This is a genomic window from Streptomyces sp. NPDC022910, assembly GCF_055561075.1.
Map to the genome: position 1 here is coordinate 55,012 of NZ_JBVHHL010000019.1, position 16,778 is coordinate 71,789.

Here is a 16,778-nt window from a genome sequence, read left to right on the forward strand (position 1 = left end):
TCGTGTTCGTGCGACTGCGCGATTTCGAGCACAGCATCACCGCCACACTGGAGCAGATCAAGAAGCGGGCGGAGAAGTGATGCGTACGGCCACCACTGTCGAGGCCTCCGGCGGTGAACCCTGGTCGGAGCAGGCGGATTTCGTTGTCGAAGCCGAGACGCTCGGCCTGGACGTGCGCTGGGTGGCCGAGGCGTGGGGATCCGACGGGCCCTCCGCGCTCGGCTACTACGCCGCGCTCACCGACCGGATCCTGCTGGGATCCGGCATCATGCAGGTGGGAACCCGCACTCCGACGGCCGTCGCACAAACCGCCATCCCTCTGTCCAATCTGTCCGGCGGGCGGTTCCTGCTCGGCTTGGGTGCCTCCGGCCCACAGGTGATCGAGGGCCTGCACGGGGTTTCCTTCGCCCGGCCGCTGAGGCGCATGCGCGAGACCGTGGAGATCGTGCACCGGGTGCTCGATGGGGGAAACTCTCCTACGAGGGTGCCGAGTTCCGTATTCCGCTGCCAGATGGTGAGGGGGCTCCGATGCGACTGTCGATGCGCCCGGAGCACGAGATCCCCGTCTACCTGACCACGCTGTCACCGGCCATGCTGCGGCTGACCGGGGAAGTCGCCGACGGCTGGCTGGGAACGAGCTTCGTGCCCGAAGGAGCGGCCGAGGCCTACTTCGCCCATCTCGACAACGGGTTGGCCCGCAGCGGGCGCACGCGCGCGGACCTGGACATCTGCCAGGGCGCAGAGGTCGCCTTCGCACCCGACGAGGAGGCACTCGGCGCGATGACCGCCAGGCGCAAGAAGGAACTGGCCGTCAGCCTGGGGGACATGGGCACCGCGTCCACCAACTTCTACAACAACGCCTACAGCCGCCAAGGCTGGGCCGAGGTCGCCGCCGAGGTGCGAGCGCGGTGGCAGGCCGGTGACCGGGACGGTGCCGCCGGCCTGGTGACCGACGAGATGGTCTTGGGGACGACGCTGATCGGCACCGAATCCATGGTGCGGCAACGGCTCAGGGTGTGGCGCGACGCCGGCGTGGACACCGTCCGTCTCTAGCCGGCAGGACAGACGCTCCAGGCCCGGCTCGACATCTTGGCCAGGGCGATCGAACTGTTACGGGAGACGGACGGCGCGCCGGCCGAGGAGCTCGCGCACGTGCAAGGCTTCAGAGATTGATCATGTGGCCCGCGAGGCCGTGCAGAGCATCCTGGACGGCCTCACTCAGCGTCGGATGCGCATGGACGTTCCTGGCAAGCTCATTCACCGTCAGATCCCACTTCTGCGCCAACGTCAACTCCGGAAGCAGTTCTGTCACATCAGGACCGATCAGGTGGGCGCCTAGCAGTTCACCGTAGCGGGCGTCACCGACCAGCTTCACGAATCCGGCCGTGTCGCCGAATCCGTGCGCCTTCGCATTGGCCGTGAACGGGAACTTCGCCACCCGGACGTCGAAACCCGCGCCACGCGCCTCGCTCTCGGTCCACCCGAAGCTGGCGATCTGGGGCTGGCAGAAGGTGGCGCGCGGAATCATGCGATAGTCCAGCTCCATGGTCTCCACGCCCGCGATGCTCTCGGCGGCCACGATGCCCATCGCCTCGGCTGCGTGGGCCAGCATGAGCTTGGCCGTGACGTCGCCGATCGCAAAGATGTGCGACTGGCTCGTGCGGCAGTGCCCGTCGACATCGATGGCTCCTCGCTCAGTGAGACGGACGCCGGCGGCGCCCAGGCCGTAACCGGCCGTTCGCGGCTGGAAGCCCGTGGCCTGCAGAACCTTCTCGGCCTCGAGGAACCGTTGCTCACCGCCCTGCTGGACCACCACGCGGACACCGTCCGCGGATTCCTCGATGGACTGCACACGGGCCGAGGTCAGCACGTGAATTCCCTGCCGTTTGAAGCGTTTGGTGAGCTCGGCGGAGACCTCTTCGTCCTCCAACGGCGTGATCCGGTCGAGGAATTCGACCAAGGTAACCTCGACACCGTAGGCCCGGAGCAGATAGGCGAACTCAACCCCGATGGCCCCGGCACCGGCGATGACCAGGCTCGCTGGGAGGGTGTCGGCGAGAATCTGCTCCTCGAAGGTGACGACGCGCTTGCCCAGCGTCGTCCCAGGAAGCAGCTTCACGGTCGCTCCCGTCGCGATGATGCAGAAGCGGAAGGACAGCATCACCTCGTCGTCACGCATCCGCACCTGCATGGTGTGGGGGTCGAGGAAGATCCCCTGGCCTTCGAACTGAGTGATCTTGTTCTTGCGCATGAGATAGGTGACGCCCTTGGCGCGTCCCTCGGCCACCACACGGCTACGTGCGTATGCGCTCCGGTAGTCCAGACTCACATCGCCGCTGATCTTGACACCGAACCTGTCGGCGTCTTGCAGGATCAACTGCGCTACCTCTGCATTGCGCAGAAGCGCCTTGGCCGGGATGCACCCGATGTTCAGGCAGACACCGCCCCAGAACCGGGCCTCAACGATGGCTGTGCGAAGTCCCGACTGGGCGGCGCGGATGGCCGCCACGTACCCGCCCGGACCGGCTCCGAGGACGACGACATCGAAGTCTGTGTTCATCACGCCACCTCACCGTTGCTGAGACGGACATCGATCTCCACTGGAGCGGGAGGGGAGTTCACGAATGCACAGGCCGGCCGGTCCGGCCAGGAAAGTCGGGGAGAGCCGTCCTGGCCGGACCGCCGGTGTGTCCTTTCTGCCGCGGCCCGGTCGGGCGAGCCTGTGGCCCGTATGCGCGGATCACTCGGCGATCCGCCACTTGCCGCCATGGAGAGACGTCCGGTGTCGTCTCCATGTTTTCCTGTGCTCGACGACACCGCATCACGTGGGGTTCGTGGTACCGGCGAGCGGGCGACTACGCGACCGCGTGGCGATGAGACGGTCGACCGTCAGCGGTTCGTCCGTGACGCGCCGGTGCAGCCTCCCTTCGACAGCCCGGCGACGAGGGCGTCATACGGCCGTACGACCCCCGTCCACGGGCACCACCGCTCCCTGCACGAAGCTCGCCGCATCGCTGGCCAGATAGGCGATCACATCCGCGATTTCCTCAGGGGCGGCCGGTCGGCCGGCCGGAGCCTCCGCGGCCAAGGCGTCCAGGCTCTCGCCCATGCCGACGGTGCCCTCCGTACGGGTCGGGCCGGGCTCCACGGCGTTGATCCGCACCCCACGCGGGCCGAACTCGGCGGCCCACGCCTTGGTGAGCAGGTTCAGTGCCGCCTTGCTCGATCCGTACAGTGACATTCCCGCGACGCCGTACTCGGCGACCATGGTGCTGACGTTCACGACCGCCCCTCGCCCACGTTCGGCCATCGCCGGGGCCAGGGCCGCCACCAGGTGGAACGGGGCCTTCACGTTCACGTCGTAGACGGCGTCCACGTCGCTCTCCGCTGTCTGGTCCGTCGGGCCGAACGGGAAGATGCCCGCGTTGTTGACCAGAACGTCGACACGGCCGCCGCCCAGTGTGACGGCCTCCCGTGCCAGCTGCCGCACCGACTCCGCGGTGCGCAGTTCCGCGGCGACGAAGTCGGCCTTGCCGCCTCGGCCACGGATGGTGTCGACCACGGACTCACCGCGGGAGCGGTCCCGGCCCGCGACCAGGACATGCGCACCCCGCTCGGCGAGCAGCGCGGCGGTGGCGGCGCCGATGCCGCTGGTCGCTCCGGTGACCAGCGCTACACGTCCGGCCAGATCAAGAGAACCCATGAGGTCGGTTCCTTCGCATTCGGAATGGGAGAGCAACGGGGTACGGCCGTGCCGCGTCCGCTGTCCCGTCATCTCGTTCGTGAGCTGACATGCGTCGAAAGCACCGCGCTGTCGTGGCGGATTCCGTCTCGGCCATAGGCGATTCCTGTGGCCGCCATAAGCGCAAAGGGGATTTGCGCGATCGAGGCCGCGGCAGTGCGCGCCATCCCGGCGAAGGCCTGCTCACGGCGTGCGTGCCGCCAAAAGTCACACCTATAGCCGCCCTTCGTCAGGACTGTGGCGCGTCCTGCCGTTGCCGCGCATAGCCGGAATTCCGAGTGCGGCTCAGGGCCCTGCCACGGGTGCGCGAACTCACGCAGCCGCCTGGAACAGCTCGGGGTTGTTCTCGACGAACTCCCGTACACCCCACGGGGGTCGTCCGGTGACCTTCTCGACGTCATGGGAGACGCGGTCGTAGCGGTTCTGCGCGTGCAGGCGCGCCATGGTGGCGAGATGATCGACGACGTGCTCCGGAAGGTCCTGTCGTCGTAGTTCGCTGAGGAACTGTTCGTAGGGCGTGTCGACGTAGGTGACGGGGCGCCCGAGAGCGGATGCGAACTCCTCTGCCATGGCTGACATGTCCTGCGAGACGGGCCCACTCAGCCCGTACACATGACCGATATGCGGCGACGGGTCGACGAGGATGGAGGTGACGACTGCGGCGACATCCCGGGCCGCCACAGGCGAAGTGCGTCCTGTCCCGAAGGGAAGCCGGATGGTGCAGTCCCGCATGATCGAAGCGAAGCAGAAGATGCGGAACAACGGGTTCTCCATGAACACCGTCGGCCGAACGTGGGTGACAGGGAGCCCGGACCAGTTGAGGACCTGCTCGGTGAGCCAGTGCTGATGCTGCTGCATCGACTCGGCTGTGCTGGTGAGGTTCATCTGGGAGACGGTCATCTGCGACATGTTGACGAATGCCTGCAGACGTCCGGATTCGCGTGCCGCAGCAGCGGTGACCAGCGCCGCCTCCAAGTACTGGGACGACACGCTCATGCCGAAATACATGGGGTGACAGCCGTCCAGCGCCCGGACGACGTCCGCGGCGCGCATCAGGTCTCCCACCACCACCTCCGCGCCCATGGAGCGGAGAGCCTCGGAGCGCTCGTCCTCACGGTGGACGAGGGCACGCACGGTCTGGCCCCGTTGCCGGAGCCCTTCGACCACCAGCCGTCCCACCGAGCCCACGCTTCCAGCCGCTCCGGTCACGAGGATCAGTGGATTGTCGACCATGAAGGCTCCGGGAGGTGTCGTATCGGCCGAGTGACCGACTCGCCGGCCGAGGGGTTGACCGGCGGCTTGTTCGGCCAGCCTAGGCATCGGCCGGCGGTCCAGCACGTCGTCTTCGGCCAGGGGAGCGAAGGTGAGCAGAGCGCGCCACCGCGCATCGGTCGCCCAGCACCGCGGTCCTGGCGCAGCGGCGGTCAGCGACTGAGGTAGAAACGGATGGTGGTGCCCGAGTCGCCGGTGTGGACACGGACCAGGTCGGCGAGGTGGTTGACGAGCAGCAACCCTCGACCGCCGGGCTCGCTGGGCTCCTGGGGACGTCGTCCGGCCAGTGGGTCGATCAGTCGTCCGGCGTCGTGTACCTCGCAGACGATCTGCTGGCTCTCCGCCCAGATCCGCAGCGTTCCGCCACCGGCTCCGTGGATGACACTGTTGGTGGTCAACTCCGCCACCGCCAGGGCCAGATCGTTCAGCCGCCAGTCGGCGAGGCCCATCTGCCTGCCGTATCGCACGGCGAACTCACGCACATGGGACAGCTGACCGCTGCCGTCGAAGACGAACAGGCCGGCGCCGGGCGGCACGGGCAGGGCCCGGTTGTAGCGAGCGACAACCGTCTCGGGGCTGAAAGCGGCCGACGCCGTCTCGCACTTCTCGTCGATCACCACCGGGTGGGTGGCCCACGCGTCCTCGAGCACGCGCTGGTCGAGTCCGTCGGCGTCGTACGGGCACAGAATTGTCACCGCTCGCCCGTTGAACGCCGCGTTGATCAGAGCCTCGTGCTGCACGCACGCCGGATACTCCAGGCTGCTGCGTCCGGGCCAGAGCGGCTCACCGATGATGCGCACCCGACCGTCGCCGTGCGCATCGGCGAACCTGCGCAGCACTCCCGGAATGATCCAGCCCGGGTTGCGGCCCGCCTGGGTCATGTCCACGAACTGCACCTTGTCGGCCCGCTCGCCCAAGCGGCCTTCGATCAGCTGCAGGCGGTCCGGCGGGGCGGCAACAGCCACCGGCTCGCCTGCCTCCAGCCCCGCCAGGACGAAGGGAACGGTGCCGGCCAGGTACTGCTGCTCGCCGCGATAGAGCAGTGCCGGATGCGCGAACGCTTCACCCGGGGTGACCGGGTTGGTCACGGTGCCACCTCGATCCCGCCCGGTCCGGGCCAGAAGACTGCGAGTACGCGCGCAACCTGGGGCGGCGGTCGGTGAACCACGATCCGCTGCCCCCCGGACAGGGACTGTGCGACCATGGCCAGATCCGTGACCCCCGCCACGTCGATGAACGTCACTTCGGACAGCTCCACATGAAGGACGGCCTCACCCCGCGGCACCAACTGAGCGAGCGCCTCCCGCCAGGCGGATCGGGTGTTGAGGCCGACTTCGCCGACCACCCGCACGCCGGGACGCTCCAGCAGCGGATGTACCTTCAGCCGGAACTCGTCGTCCGACGGCGCGGCGGAGTGCTCCTTTGTCTCGAGTGAGACGTCCACGCTGTACCCCTCAGCCTTCCTGTCCTCGTGGCCCGACGTCCTCGTTCACGTCGCGTATCAGCACCTTAACCTCGTGGAACCGCTGCCTGTGCTCATAGTCGGCCGAGTTGGGGAAGGACCTCGGAATGAAGCCGCCCGTCCTGGGTAGACGCCCCGCCGCGAGAGCAGGTGCGGGGCGGCGTGGTCCTGGGGAGGTCGCACACCGCCCCCACCCCTCGACTTCGGGGCTGATGTGGGAGCTCGCCGAACCGATGAACGACCTCGTGTACTTCACTCCGTAGGCGCGGCAAGCGGTCGACGAGATTGTGACCAGCAGCTTCCATGCGTTCTGTCCCGAACGGTGTCGCGGGCACCGACGGACGTATGGCGCTACGCGCGTCCACCCGTTCGTACGGCTCTGGCGGGCGGCAACCACCTACGCGAATTCCGTGGTGACGGGCATGGTGGCCGTACGGGTGAGCCACCGCATCGGCCCGGTCGAGGCGTTGGTGCTCAAGGCCGCCGCGGGAGAGTCGGACGGCGCGATGTTGCACAGTGATGCCCCGTACGACTCGCCGAGCTGCTCGCCCCGTTGGCCCGGATGGTGGTGGAGACCGGGGGTGATGCTTTCCGGCAACCGGGTGGGGCTCACCGTCGCGCTGCTGCCTCATTCCGGTGGCACAGAACCTCGGCGTCGGCGGTGAAGACGCCCCCGTTGTCGTCGCCGGACGCCACCCCGCCGGCTCTGTCGGGCCGCTTCACCGGATCAGGCGGCTGCCGGGGCCGAATTCCCTTTGGCACGCAGCACGGGGTCGTTGCGCAGCCGTGCGAAGGTGACGACCAGGGCCAGGGCCTGCAAGAGGGCGCACCCGCCGATGGCGTCGGTCAGGTACGAGGGCGGAGTGAGCGCGATCACGACGCCTGCCACGGGGAAGGGCAGCAGCAGGAGCAGGATGGTCAGGGAGAGGGTGGTCCCGAAGGTTGTGGGTGGAATGGTCAAGGAGCGGAGTGTGCGCAGGACGACGGTAAGCCCTCCGTCACCGGCCATGAAGAGTGCGACGAGGACCGTGTAACTGCTGTAGGAGGGGGACTGGGGGAGGACGAGGCAGGCGGCTGCGGCGATGGTCGCGCTGATGACGCCGACTCCCCACAGGCCCAGCCGGTTGAGGGCGAATCGGCAACAGGCGACCGCGAGAAGCGTGGAGGCGGCGGCAGCCGACCAGAGGGTGCCGACGGCGGCCGGGGACCGGCCGAAACCGTCCACCACGATGATGGGGCTGGCCGATTGGAGCAGCCCGAGGGCGAGGTTGGAGCAGGCCAGCCCGGCCACAAGCCATCTCAGGGCCGGCAGCGAGCGCAGTGTCTCCCATCCTTCCCTCATGCCTCCGCCCGACCGCTGCTCGCCCTGTCGCCCGGCACGCAGGGGGGTGGGCGGGGTCTGCAGGGCAAGTCCGGCCGACAGGAAGGAGAGCACGCTCAGGCATGCGAGCATACGGGTCGGTCCGGTCAGGAGGAGGACGCCGCCGAGGGCCGGGCCGACCAGGGTGGCCGTCTGGTCGATGCCGATGAGCACCGACTGCACCTTGTGGGACTGCCCCACCGTACGGCGGCTGACAATGGCGCCGACGGCTTCGTTGGCGACGAAGCTGAACTGCGTGAGAGTTCCGGTCACGGCCGCCAGCGTCATGACGGTGACCGTCTCGGCCGTTCCCCGTGGCAGTACGACCAGGACGACACCCGCGGCGGCCACCAGTACGGCCCGCGCCAGAGAGGCGATGAAGCACACGATCGCTGCACCGCTGCGGTCCACGAGGGCTCCGGCCAGGCTGAACGCGGCCACGCGGGGTATCCACTCCAGCGCGAAGGCCAAGCCCGTCAGGGACGATGAGCCCGTGGTCGCCAGCACCAGGAGGGGCATGGCGTATGTCGCCATGGAGAAGGCGAGCGCGTCACAGGTGCGCGGAAGGTAGACACGCCGGAACAGACTGCCGACGGGCACGGCTGCATGCCGACCGGCCGGTTTGCCCTCGTGCAGGGAGATGGTCACGGAGTGGGGGGCTTTCGTGAGCGGTGTCGCGGACGGGCGAAAGGTCGGAGAGCTCCTCACCGCTCACGCTGAAGCGCTTCTCGAGAGGAGGCGAAGAGAGGGTGCAGAGGGAAGCTGCCGTTGAGGCTCAGTGTGTGGTCGCACTGATTCCGCGCGTCGCATCAGCGACGAGCACATGACGGGTGTGACGGCCGCACGAGCTGGAATGAGCCGTGATCATGACACGGGGTGCGGCCACGTGAACTCCACTCAGTCTTGGGAGCCGAAGACGGGAAACAGGCGTGCCGACGCGCCTTGTTGAGGCGTGAACTACGGCGCGGTAACAAGATAGCGGAAAGGTTTCCCGCTGCAGACCCCGAAGAGTGAGTCAGAGTCAGTGCGGGAAGGCAGCCCTCGGCGCGACGCTTCCCGGCCGGGGCTGCCGGCGCCGCCGGGACCGGATCTCCGCCACGGCTACGGCGCCCTCCGTTCCGGGCATCTGCTCGAACTACGCCTGGGGGGCCGCCCCGAAGTGGGCCGTCGCGAGCACAGTGCCGTCGGACGCCATCAGCCGGGCACCGGAGAGCTCGGTGGGGTCGACGGGGGCCGGGTTGCCCCAGTAGCCGTAGCCGTCGGTGAGGGTGAAGGTGCCGACGCGGATCGTGCTTCCGTCGCTGCGCACCAGCAGGCACGAGACCTTGCCGCTGTAGGGTGTGCCGGCGTCGGCGAGGTCGACGGACATGTACACCCAGCCCGGAGACCCAGGGTGAGCGTAGATCTCACCGGTCGGCTTCCCCAGGGCCTGAGCGGAGGTCAGCCCGCCCCACAACATGCCCGTCCCGACCTGGGTGGACTGGGACGGTCCGGCCGCGACCTCCTCGATCGCCGTGCCGATGGCCCAGCCGCCGAACCCGATGGCGAGCGTGAGCGCGGCCACGGAGGAGGCCAGCCGCAGCCGTAGACCCCGCCGTCCGTGGTGGACGCCGGACCTGCGGGCACGGGGGCGCCCTTCGGACGGCGAGGCCCCCTGCGTCAGTGCCCGCGCCACCCGGGTCTCGAATCCGACCGGCGGCTCGCTGCCCGGCAGCAACCCGAGCAACCGGTCGCCCACGAGTGTCAGCTGCTCGATGTACTCCCGGCACTCCGCGCACCGGTCCAGGTGGGCGACGGCCCCGGCCCGTTCACGGCCGGGCAGCACGCCGAGAGCCAGCTCGGCGCCGATCTCCTGCAGGTTCTTGCAGGTCAGGTCACTGGACATGGTCGCCTCGGTTCGGAGACGCGAGCGTGGTCCGCAGTTTTCCCATCGCCGTCCGGATACGTGTCTTGGCGGTGCCCAGCGGGATCTTCTCCCAGTCGGCGATCTGCTGGGCCGTCATTCCGTAGATGCCCGCCATCACCAGGGCACGGCCCTGTTCGCGTGGCAGCTCCGCCACGGCGGCCCGCAGCCGGGACGACGCCTCGTCAGCCAGCGCGTGCTGCTCGGGGGTCTCGCTGACGACGCCCAGGATCGCGTCGAGTTCTTCGGGAGCCACCGGCTCCGGCCGCCGCGAACGGACGGCGTCGATGGCGAGGTTGTGGGCGATGGTCGTCAGCCAGGTCGTCACCGAACCACGGCGAGAGTCGTAGATCTGCGCATGACGCCACGCACGTTCGAACGTCTGCTGGGCGATGTCCTCGGCGAGCTGCGGATCGCCGGTGACGGCGATGGCGACACCGAAGACCGTGTGCTGGAACCTGCGTACGAAGCTGACGGCGAGTTCCGGGTCACCGGTGGCCAGCCCGGACAGCAGAGCCTCGTCCGGGAGGCGGCCCACGGGGAACCGGAACCTCTGCATACCCATATATACGGTCCGCCCTCGCCGTGAGATTGCCCGGCCGTAGCGGAAGATCATGTATTCATTTTCCGCCTCTTTGATGGCTTTGTCGGATTTTCGGCGAATGCGCGGGTCGTACAGCTGCTGTGCCTGGGGATGGACGTCGGCGGCGCCCCCCGTTACTCTCCACTGCACCTATTCAACAAGATGACTATGGAAGGTTCCTGATGAGCGAGTTCCGCAAGGCCGTCGAGGCCGGTGACCACGACGCGATCGAGGCGATGCTGTCCGAGGACGTCGTGTTCACGAGCCCGGTGGCGTTCAGGCCGTACCCAGGCAGGCCGATGACCGCGGCGATCCTCCGGGGTGTCGCGCGGGTCTTCGAGGACTTCCACTACGTGCGCGAGATCACGAGCGCGGACGGACGGGACCAGGCGCTGGTGTTCCGGGCGAAGGTGGGCGGCCTGGAGCTGAACGGCTGCGACTTCCTGCATCTGGACGAGGACGGAAAGATCGACGACTTCCAGGTCATGGTCCGTCCGCTCTCCGCCGCCAAGGCGCTCGCCGAGGCCATGGGCGCGCAGTTCGAGCAGATCTCGCGGGAGGTGGCGGCAGCCTGATTCATTCGGAACGTACGGCCAAAGGTGGCACTTATGGCCGCTCTTGATGAAGCGTATGGCTCAGGTGTGGCTGCCGGGGGACACCACGCGATTACATGATCCGGGATGTGCACGGAGCCGTCTCCCGCTCCCGCGGAGACCGCGACCGTCGTCCCGCACCCCGACGTGGAGCTGATGATCGGTCCGAATCATGATGCGAGGAGATATGAGCGAACCACGTGGAACCTCGGAAGGCACCACCTACGACGTGGTCGTCCTGGGCGCCGGTCCGGTCGGCCAGAACGTGGCCGACCGCGCCCGCGCCGCCGGTCTCACCGTAGCCGTCGTGGAGCGTGAACTCGTCGGGGGCGAGTGTTCGTACTGGGCCTGCGTCCCCAGCAAAGCACTGCTGCGGCCGGTCATCGCGGTGGCCGACGCCCGCCGCGTGGACGGGGCCCGGCAGGCCGTCACCGGCCGGATCGACACGGACCGGGTCTTCGCCCGTCGCAATCACTACGTCACCGACTGGGACGACTCCGGACAGGCCAAGGGGGTCAAGTCCATGGGCGCCGACCTCTTCCGCGGCCACGGCCGGATCGACGGGCCCCGCCGCGTCACGGTCACCAGGGACGACGGCGCGCGCCACACCCTCACCGCCCGGCACGCGGTCGCCGTCGCCACCGGCAGTCGACCGGTCCTGCCGGACATCCCGGGTATCGAGGAGGCCCGGCCCTGGACGAACCGGCACGGTACCGACTCCAGCACCGTGCCTGGCCGGCTCGCCATCGTCGGCGGCGGAGGCGTCGGCGTGGAGATGGCCACCCTCTGGCAGGGCCTCGGTTCCCAAGTGACCCTGCTCGCCCGCCGCCGTCTCCTGCCCCGCATGGAACCCTTCGCGGGGGAACTGCTGGCCCGGGGTTTCGGTGAGGCGGGCGTGGATGTGCGCACCGGCGTGCAGGTGACCGCCCTGCGCCGCCCTGATCCGACCGCACCCGTCACCCTCACCCTCGACGACGGCAACGAGGTGGAGGCCGACGAGGTCATGTTCGCCACCGGGCGTACTCCCGCCACCGACGACATCGGCCTGGAAACGGTCGGCCTCACCCCCGGGTCCTGGCTGGACGTGGACACCACCTGCCTGGTCCGCGGCGTGGAAGACGCATGGCTGTACGCCCTCGGCGACGTCAACCACCGCGCCCTCCTCACCCACCAGGGCAAGTACCAGGCCCGCACCGCCGGCGACGCCATCGGCGCCCGCGCCGCCGGGCGCCCGTTGGACGACGCGCCCTGGGGCGACCACGCCACCACCGCCGACCAGCATGCCGTCCCTCAGGTCTTCTTCACCGACCCCGAGGCCGCCGCTGTGGGCCTGAGCGCCCAGCAGGCCACCGACGCCGGTCACCGCATCAAGACCATCGACCTCGACTTCAACGCAGCCCAGGGCGCCAACCTCTACGCCGACAACTACCAGGGCCACGCCCGGATGGTGGTCGACCTCGACCGGGAGGTCCTGCTCGGGGTGACCTTCGTCGGCCCGGGAGTCAGCGAACTCCTGCACTCGGCGACCGTCGCTGTCGCCGGTGAGGTCCCGCTCAAGCGCCTGAGGCATGCGGTCGCCTGTTTCCCGACCGTCAGCGAGATCTGGCTCTTCCTCCTCGCCGCCTACCAGCGCGAACGCGGTTGAGCCGCAGCCCACACCACAGTCCCGGGCCCCTTGCCGCGCTGAGCCACGAACACACCGAGCACCCTGGGGCGCGCCCCGAGCGGGGGCCGGTCCGCTTCCCTCACGTAAGCCGCGGGTTCTCCAGGATCCGCGGCCGGACGGGCGACTCCTCGCGTTGCAGAACGATGAGGGCCAAGTCGTCGACGAAGAACCCGTCGGCATACGCTCGCAGGTCCTCGCAGATCCTCTGCACGAGCGCATCCGGACGGTGATCGGCCCAGGCGGCGGCCCGCTCCAGCAGGGGGTAGAAGACGCCGTGCCGGTCCCGGGTCTCGGTGACCCCGTCGGTGTACAGCATCAGCCGGTCGCCCGCGGCGAACCGGAAGGTCATGGGGGCATAGGTGGTCTCGGCCAGGGCGCCCAGACCCAGCGGTGGCGCGGGGTCACAGACCTCGACGGGCACGGCGGTGCCGCCACGCAGCAGGAGTGGGGGCGGGTGGCCGAAACTGACCAGGTGGGCGTACGGCTCGTCGTCGGGGATCTCGAGGACGGCCGCCGTCACGAATCGTTCACCGGGCCAGTCGGCCATGTCCGTGTGGGGGGTCTGCGCCAGGTTGCCACGGACACCCCGCTCCATGGCGGCGGCCAACTCGGACAGCGTGTGGTAGTGGCGTGCGCCGAAGCGGAAGGCCCCGAGGACGGTCTCGATGTCGCCGATGGCCCCGAGTCCCTTGCCGCGCGCGTCCCCGATGATCAATCGGGTGGCGTGGGCCGTACGAACCAGTGCGTACAGGTCCCCTCCGATGCGTGCCTCGGCCTCGGCGGACACGTACGTCGAGGCCACGGACACCGGTCCGGCGCGCCGCGGCAGTGGGCGCAGCAGGACGGCCTGTGCGGCTTCCGACACCCGTCGCACTCCGGCCAGCTGGCGCTGGCTCTGCTCGCGCAGGCGGGTGACCAGCAGGAGCAACAGCGAGAACAGCATCAGGGACAGCAGCTGGACGAGCACGTTCTCGGTGGTCAGTGTGTTCCGTTCGACTGCCGCGGCGACCAGGGCCGACACCGCGAGCACGGCGACGAATGCGGTGCGGCGGGTATCGGAGAAGACGGCGGAGAGAGCGAGCGGGATCACCAGCAGGTGGGCGAGATGGATCTCCGGCGGCAGGAACCGGTCGGCCACCGGAATCGCCGCGATCGGAACGGCCCACAGGGCGACCCACCCGTACCCCCGCGACCCGTTCGCTACCTTGGTTGCCCGCAAGGGCGGCCAGCTCCGCATCGTTCTCCTTGCCTCGGCGCGCCCACCGTCTGCAACAGACCGCAGGCGACCGCCCAAGGGCAGGTGGACATCCCCTACGGTTCCCGTTATAACCTCCCGGATCGGCTGCCCGATGGCGTACCGGCCATTCGCTCTGCTGATAGGGGCCATAAGCGGCACCTCTGACCGTTGTGGCTCGGGCGTCCGGCGCGTGGTGCGATGGGTGCATGGAGTTGCGGGAGCTACATGCTTTTGTGGCGGTGGTCGAGGAGGGCGGCTTCTCGGCCGCGGCCCGGCGGTTGCACCTCAGCCAGCCGGCGCTCTCCCAGACGGTCAGTGGTCTGGAGCGGCAGTTCAGGGTGAAGCTGCTGGTGCGCAGCAGCACCGGGGTGCGTGTCACCGATGCGGGCGCCGCCTTGCTGGGGGAGGCGCGTGCGGTGCTTGCCCGGCGTGATCAGGTGCTGCGCACGATGGCCCGGTACGGCGACGCGGGCGGCGGGGTGCTGCGGATCGGAATCCCGTTGGAGTTCCCGTCGCGCCTGCTGAGCACGGCGCTCAAGGAGCTGGCCGAGACCTGCCCCGACACCCGGGTACAGGCCCGGCATCTGTCCACCGCCGAGCAGTTGGCCGCGCTGCACGCCGGTGAGCTCGATGTGGGACTGCTGCGCGAGCGTCCGAACGGGAAGGAGTTCGACGCCATGCTGGTCCACACGGAGCGGCTGGGAGTGCTGCTGGCCGCGCAGCAGGCGGCGGAGCTGGCCGGGCCGGAGGGAATCGCGCTGGAGGCGTTGGCCGGCCTGGAATGGGTGGCCTTTCCCCGTTCGGGCAGCCCCGCGTGGTACGACGAGCTGACCGCGATCCTCCGCAGCCACGGCCTTGACCCGGGAGCGCAGGCACCGGAAGGACAGCGGCTGATTCCGGAGGTGAAACTGGCGGCGGTCAGTGCCGGGCGGGCCTTCGCCCTGGCTCCGCCCGACTGGTCGCAGCCCATCCCTGACGACGTGGCGTGGTCACCGCTGGTCGGCCACCCCCTCGTCCGCCGGACGTGGGCGGTGTGGCCGGCCGAATCGCGGCGGCAGGACCTGGGGCGCCTGATCGCCGCGTTCGAGCGGCCGTCGGGCGACTGACCGAGCGGGAGCAGCGCTTCAGTCTGTCGTAGGCCTCCAAGAGCGGCCGGCCGTACACCTTGCCGATGACGTCCCACAGAACCGCCTGCAGTGGCCAGAAGTGGGTGCCGTGGAAGTCGGCGGTCTCGATCGCCTTCACGTGCCGGGTGATCTCGAGCGGATGCTCGCCGACGAACAGGTCTTGTAGGTGTCGAAGCCGTCCATGAGGTCGCCGGAGCCGATGCCGGTGATCCTCCCGTCGGTGTGCCTCCGGACGATCGTGGCGTCGAAGCGGCGGCGCGGCTCGGGGTACCAGGCGGCGCGGAACGGCGGATCCAGCTCAGGCCGCAGCCGGTCCAGGGTGACGTCGGGGATCTTCATCGGGCGACCGCCTCGGGCGCGGACGCGGCGAGCACCTCAGGGGTGGGCGTGTAGAACGGGTTCGCCGGACCGTCCTTCGCCGCCGCCAAGGCGTCGGAGACCGAGGGCGCACCCGTCACGGCCGCGCGGATCGCGCCGTACGCTGCGGCACGCTGGTTGCGGAAGCAGGCGTCGAGGTCGTGGACCGCCGGGTCGACCCACACAGCGGCGATGATCAGCAGGTCGTCGGCCGCCCCGGCCGGGATCAGCCCCTCTGCCACGACGTCGAGAACGCCCTGCGCCAAACCTGCCTGTGCGCTCCCCCAGGTGGCGCGTTCGTGCAGATCGCTGCCGGCGGAGGCCTTGTTCACGAACAGCGTCAGCGGCCTGACCGGTACCGACGGGCGGATCACCGTCATGAAGGGCACGTGTCCGGCGCTCGGCGTGGCCAGCGCCGTGGCCCAGGCCGTCTCGACCGGGCCGCCCTTGCGGCCGATCACAACGTTCGTGTGCGCGGCGTTGGCGCCGTCACCGACGAAGGACTCGCCGATCAGCGCGGACGCGGCAAAGGGGGAGGACATCGGAACTCCTGGACCGTTGGTAGCAGGGCTCGACGAGAGAACCCGGAGGTAACCGGGCAACGGGATGACCCTCGCATACCGTGCATTTCATCCGGCCCGATGCGGCGAATCTAGGTCCGGCGTCACCCCCTCGCAAGGCGATCGCGGGGATCGAAATGCCGGTTGCTCTCCTGACAACTCGGGGGCTGGCCCGGGGGTTCCTGGTCCTAGCTGTTCTGTCCCGGGAGGTTGTGGACGGGTGAGGCAGGTCTCGGCTGAGGGATCTTGAACAGGTGAGGGCCTTTCGAGTTCGGTGTGGATCGCGACGTCAACACCGACCGAAAGGCCCTCGTGCCCCACCGTGATGCACCCCTGACCGAGACCGGACGACTGCGCCTGAGCAGGGTCACGTCGGTCGTCACACGCCGGTCAGGGCCACTGGCATACACGGCGCCCGCGACGCCAGCACGTTCCTGATGATGACGCTTCGCTTGTTGTGCCGAACCGTCCCGGGAGGGAGTCACGGCGCCGAGCCGTTGACACGGGCGAAGCTGTGGGGGTCGTTCCAGCGGCCCACGGTCGCGGCCGACCAGTCGGGCTCCCAGCCGGGCCGCACACCACGCGCTGCCCACCCGCCGGGCCGTGTGGGCGGCATCTCGAGTCCGGCCTGCTGGGCGGCGACAGCGGCGTCGTAGACCTCGTGCGCGATGCGTACGGCCGCCGTGGGACTGTCGGCTTCGCCGGTGAAGACGTGCAGTCCGTGCATGCCGTCGCTGTTTGTTGTCGGGACGTCGACCTCATAGACCGGCACGTCCATCTCCCTTCGTCAATCTCCTCAGCCGCCTAGCCGGTGTCCAGGGCCGGGCGACTCGGCACCACACCTGTGAAAGGACGGCATCGGCCGGCGACGGCGGTGAGCAGGAGGAAACACGACGACGTGAACCACGTCGTCGCG

General features: G+C 69.1%; 16 protein-coding genes and 1 pseudogene. 4 read left to right on the forward strand and 13 right to left on the reverse strand.

The genetic code is table 11. The annotated features are described in order from the left end of the window. The first annotated feature begins 79 nt into the window (after positions 1–79). Positions 80–1,173, forward strand: a pseudogene (locus ACZ3TS_RS19815) (LLM class flavin-dependent oxidoreductase). On the opposite strand, the gene lpdA reads toward ACZ3TS_RS19815, so the two are convergent. The 9 genes from lpdA to ACZ3TS_RS19860 form a co-directional block, all read right to left on the reverse strand. Beyond that, the gene (gene lpdA, locus ACZ3TS_RS19820; protein WP_467619499.1) at positions 1,163–2,560 is read right to left on the reverse strand and encodes a dihydrolipoyl dehydrogenase; all 1,398 of its coding nucleotides are present in this window, start codon (positions 2,558–2,560) and stop codon (positions 1,163–1,165) included. The pseudogene ACZ3TS_RS19815 and the gene lpdA sit on opposite strands and share 11 nt — an antisense overlap. Positions 2,561–2,950: 390 nt before the next feature. Next, positions 2,951–3,703, reverse strand: coding sequence for an SDR family NAD(P)-dependent oxidoreductase (locus ACZ3TS_RS19825; RefSeq protein WP_467619502.1), 753 nt, complete (start codon positions 3,701–3,703; stop codon positions 2,951–2,953). 351 nt (positions 3,704–4,054) lie between these two features. Beyond that, positions 4,055–4,975, reverse strand: coding sequence for an NmrA family NAD(P)-binding protein (locus ACZ3TS_RS19830; RefSeq protein WP_467619504.1), 921 nt, complete (start codon positions 4,973–4,975; stop codon positions 4,055–4,057). A 191-nt stretch (positions 4,976–5,166) separates the two neighbouring features. Next, positions 5,167–6,102 (reverse strand): anti-sigma factor RsbA family regulatory protein, encoded by a 936-nt coding sequence (locus ACZ3TS_RS19835; protein WP_467619505.1) that lies wholly within the window; start codon positions 6,100–6,102, stop codon positions 5,167–5,169. Continuing rightward, a complete protein-coding gene (locus ACZ3TS_RS19840; protein ID WP_467619508.1) occupies positions 6,099–6,458 on the reverse strand; it encodes an STAS domain-containing protein in 360 nt (119 codons plus the stop codon). Before ACZ3TS_RS19840 ends, ACZ3TS_RS19835 begins: the two co-directional genes overlap by 4 nt. Before the next feature lie 415 nt (positions 6,459–6,873). Continuing rightward, the gene (locus ACZ3TS_RS19845) at positions 6,874–7,089 is read right to left on the reverse strand and encodes a hypothetical protein (protein ID WP_467619510.1); all 216 of its coding nucleotides are present in this window, start codon (positions 7,087–7,089) and stop codon (positions 6,874–6,876) included. Positions 7,090–7,203: 114 nt separating this feature from the next. Then, on the reverse strand, positions 7,204–8,484 hold the full coding sequence (locus ACZ3TS_RS19850; RefSeq protein ID WP_467619512.1) for an MFS transporter: 1,281 nt from the start codon (positions 8,482–8,484) through the stop codon (positions 7,204–7,206). Positions 8,485–8,971: 487 nt separating this feature from the next. Next, on the reverse strand, positions 8,972–9,721 hold the full coding sequence (locus ACZ3TS_RS19855) for a hypothetical protein (protein WP_467619514.1): 750 nt from the start codon (positions 9,719–9,721) through the stop codon (positions 8,972–8,974). Continuing rightward, positions 9,711–10,298 carry an RNA polymerase sigma factor gene (locus ACZ3TS_RS19860; protein ID WP_467619517.1) on the reverse strand — a complete coding sequence of 196 codons (588 nt, stop codon included), beginning with the start codon at positions 10,296–10,298 and terminating at the stop codon, positions 9,711–9,713. Before ACZ3TS_RS19860 ends, ACZ3TS_RS19855 begins: the two co-directional genes overlap by 11 nt. Before the next feature lie 206 nt (positions 10,299–10,504). Between ACZ3TS_RS19860 and ACZ3TS_RS19865 the strand changes: the two genes are divergently transcribed. Together ACZ3TS_RS19865 and ACZ3TS_RS19870 are read left to right on the forward strand one after the other, a co-directional pair. Beyond that, positions 10,505–10,897 (forward strand): nuclear transport factor 2 family protein, encoded by a 393-nt coding sequence (locus ACZ3TS_RS19865; RefSeq protein ID WP_467619518.1) that lies wholly within the window; start codon positions 10,505–10,507, stop codon positions 10,895–10,897. A gap of 205 nt (positions 10,898–11,102) precedes the next feature. Beyond that, positions 11,103–12,560, forward strand: a complete 1,458-nt coding sequence (locus ACZ3TS_RS19870) for a dihydrolipoyl dehydrogenase family protein (protein WP_467619520.1) — start codon at positions 11,103–11,105, stop codon at positions 12,558–12,560. Positions 12,561–12,660: 100 nt separating this feature from the next. Here the strand turns inward: ACZ3TS_RS19870 and ACZ3TS_RS19875 are convergent, their stop codons facing one another. Then, positions 12,661–13,800 (reverse strand): PP2C family protein-serine/threonine phosphatase, encoded by a 1,140-nt coding sequence (locus tag ACZ3TS_RS19875; RefSeq protein ID WP_467619523.1) that lies wholly within the window; start codon positions 13,798–13,800, stop codon positions 12,661–12,663. A 224-nt stretch (positions 13,801–14,024) separates the two neighbouring features. Here ACZ3TS_RS19875 and ACZ3TS_RS19880 point away from each other — a divergent pair, with 224 nt between their 5' ends. After that, positions 14,025–14,924: a LysR family transcriptional regulator gene (locus ACZ3TS_RS19880; RefSeq protein WP_467619525.1), complete on the forward strand. Its 900-nt coding sequence runs from the start codon at positions 14,025–14,027 to the stop codon at positions 14,922–14,924. 135 nt (positions 14,925–15,059) lie between these two features. Here the strand turns inward: ACZ3TS_RS19880 and ACZ3TS_RS19885 are convergent, their stop codons facing one another. The 3 genes from ACZ3TS_RS19885 to ACZ3TS_RS19895 all read right to left on the reverse strand — a co-directional run bounded on the left by ACZ3TS_RS19885 (position 15,060) and on the right by ACZ3TS_RS19895 (position 16,640). Next, positions 15,060–15,284, reverse strand: coding sequence for a hypothetical protein (locus tag ACZ3TS_RS19885; RefSeq protein ID WP_467619527.1), 225 nt, complete (start codon positions 15,282–15,284; stop codon positions 15,060–15,062). Then, the gene (gene fae / locus ACZ3TS_RS19890; protein ID WP_467619529.1) at positions 15,281–15,844 is read right to left on the reverse strand and encodes a formaldehyde-activating enzyme; all 564 of its coding nucleotides are present in this window, start codon (positions 15,842–15,844) and stop codon (positions 15,281–15,283) included. The genes ACZ3TS_RS19885 and fae overlap by 4 nt, the downstream gene beginning before the upstream one ends. Positions 15,845–16,343: 499 nt before the next feature. Then, positions 16,344–16,640, reverse strand: coding sequence for a hypothetical protein (locus tag ACZ3TS_RS19895; protein WP_467619531.1), 297 nt, complete (start codon positions 16,638–16,640; stop codon positions 16,344–16,346). Between the last annotated feature and the right edge of the window lie 138 nt (positions 16,641–16,778).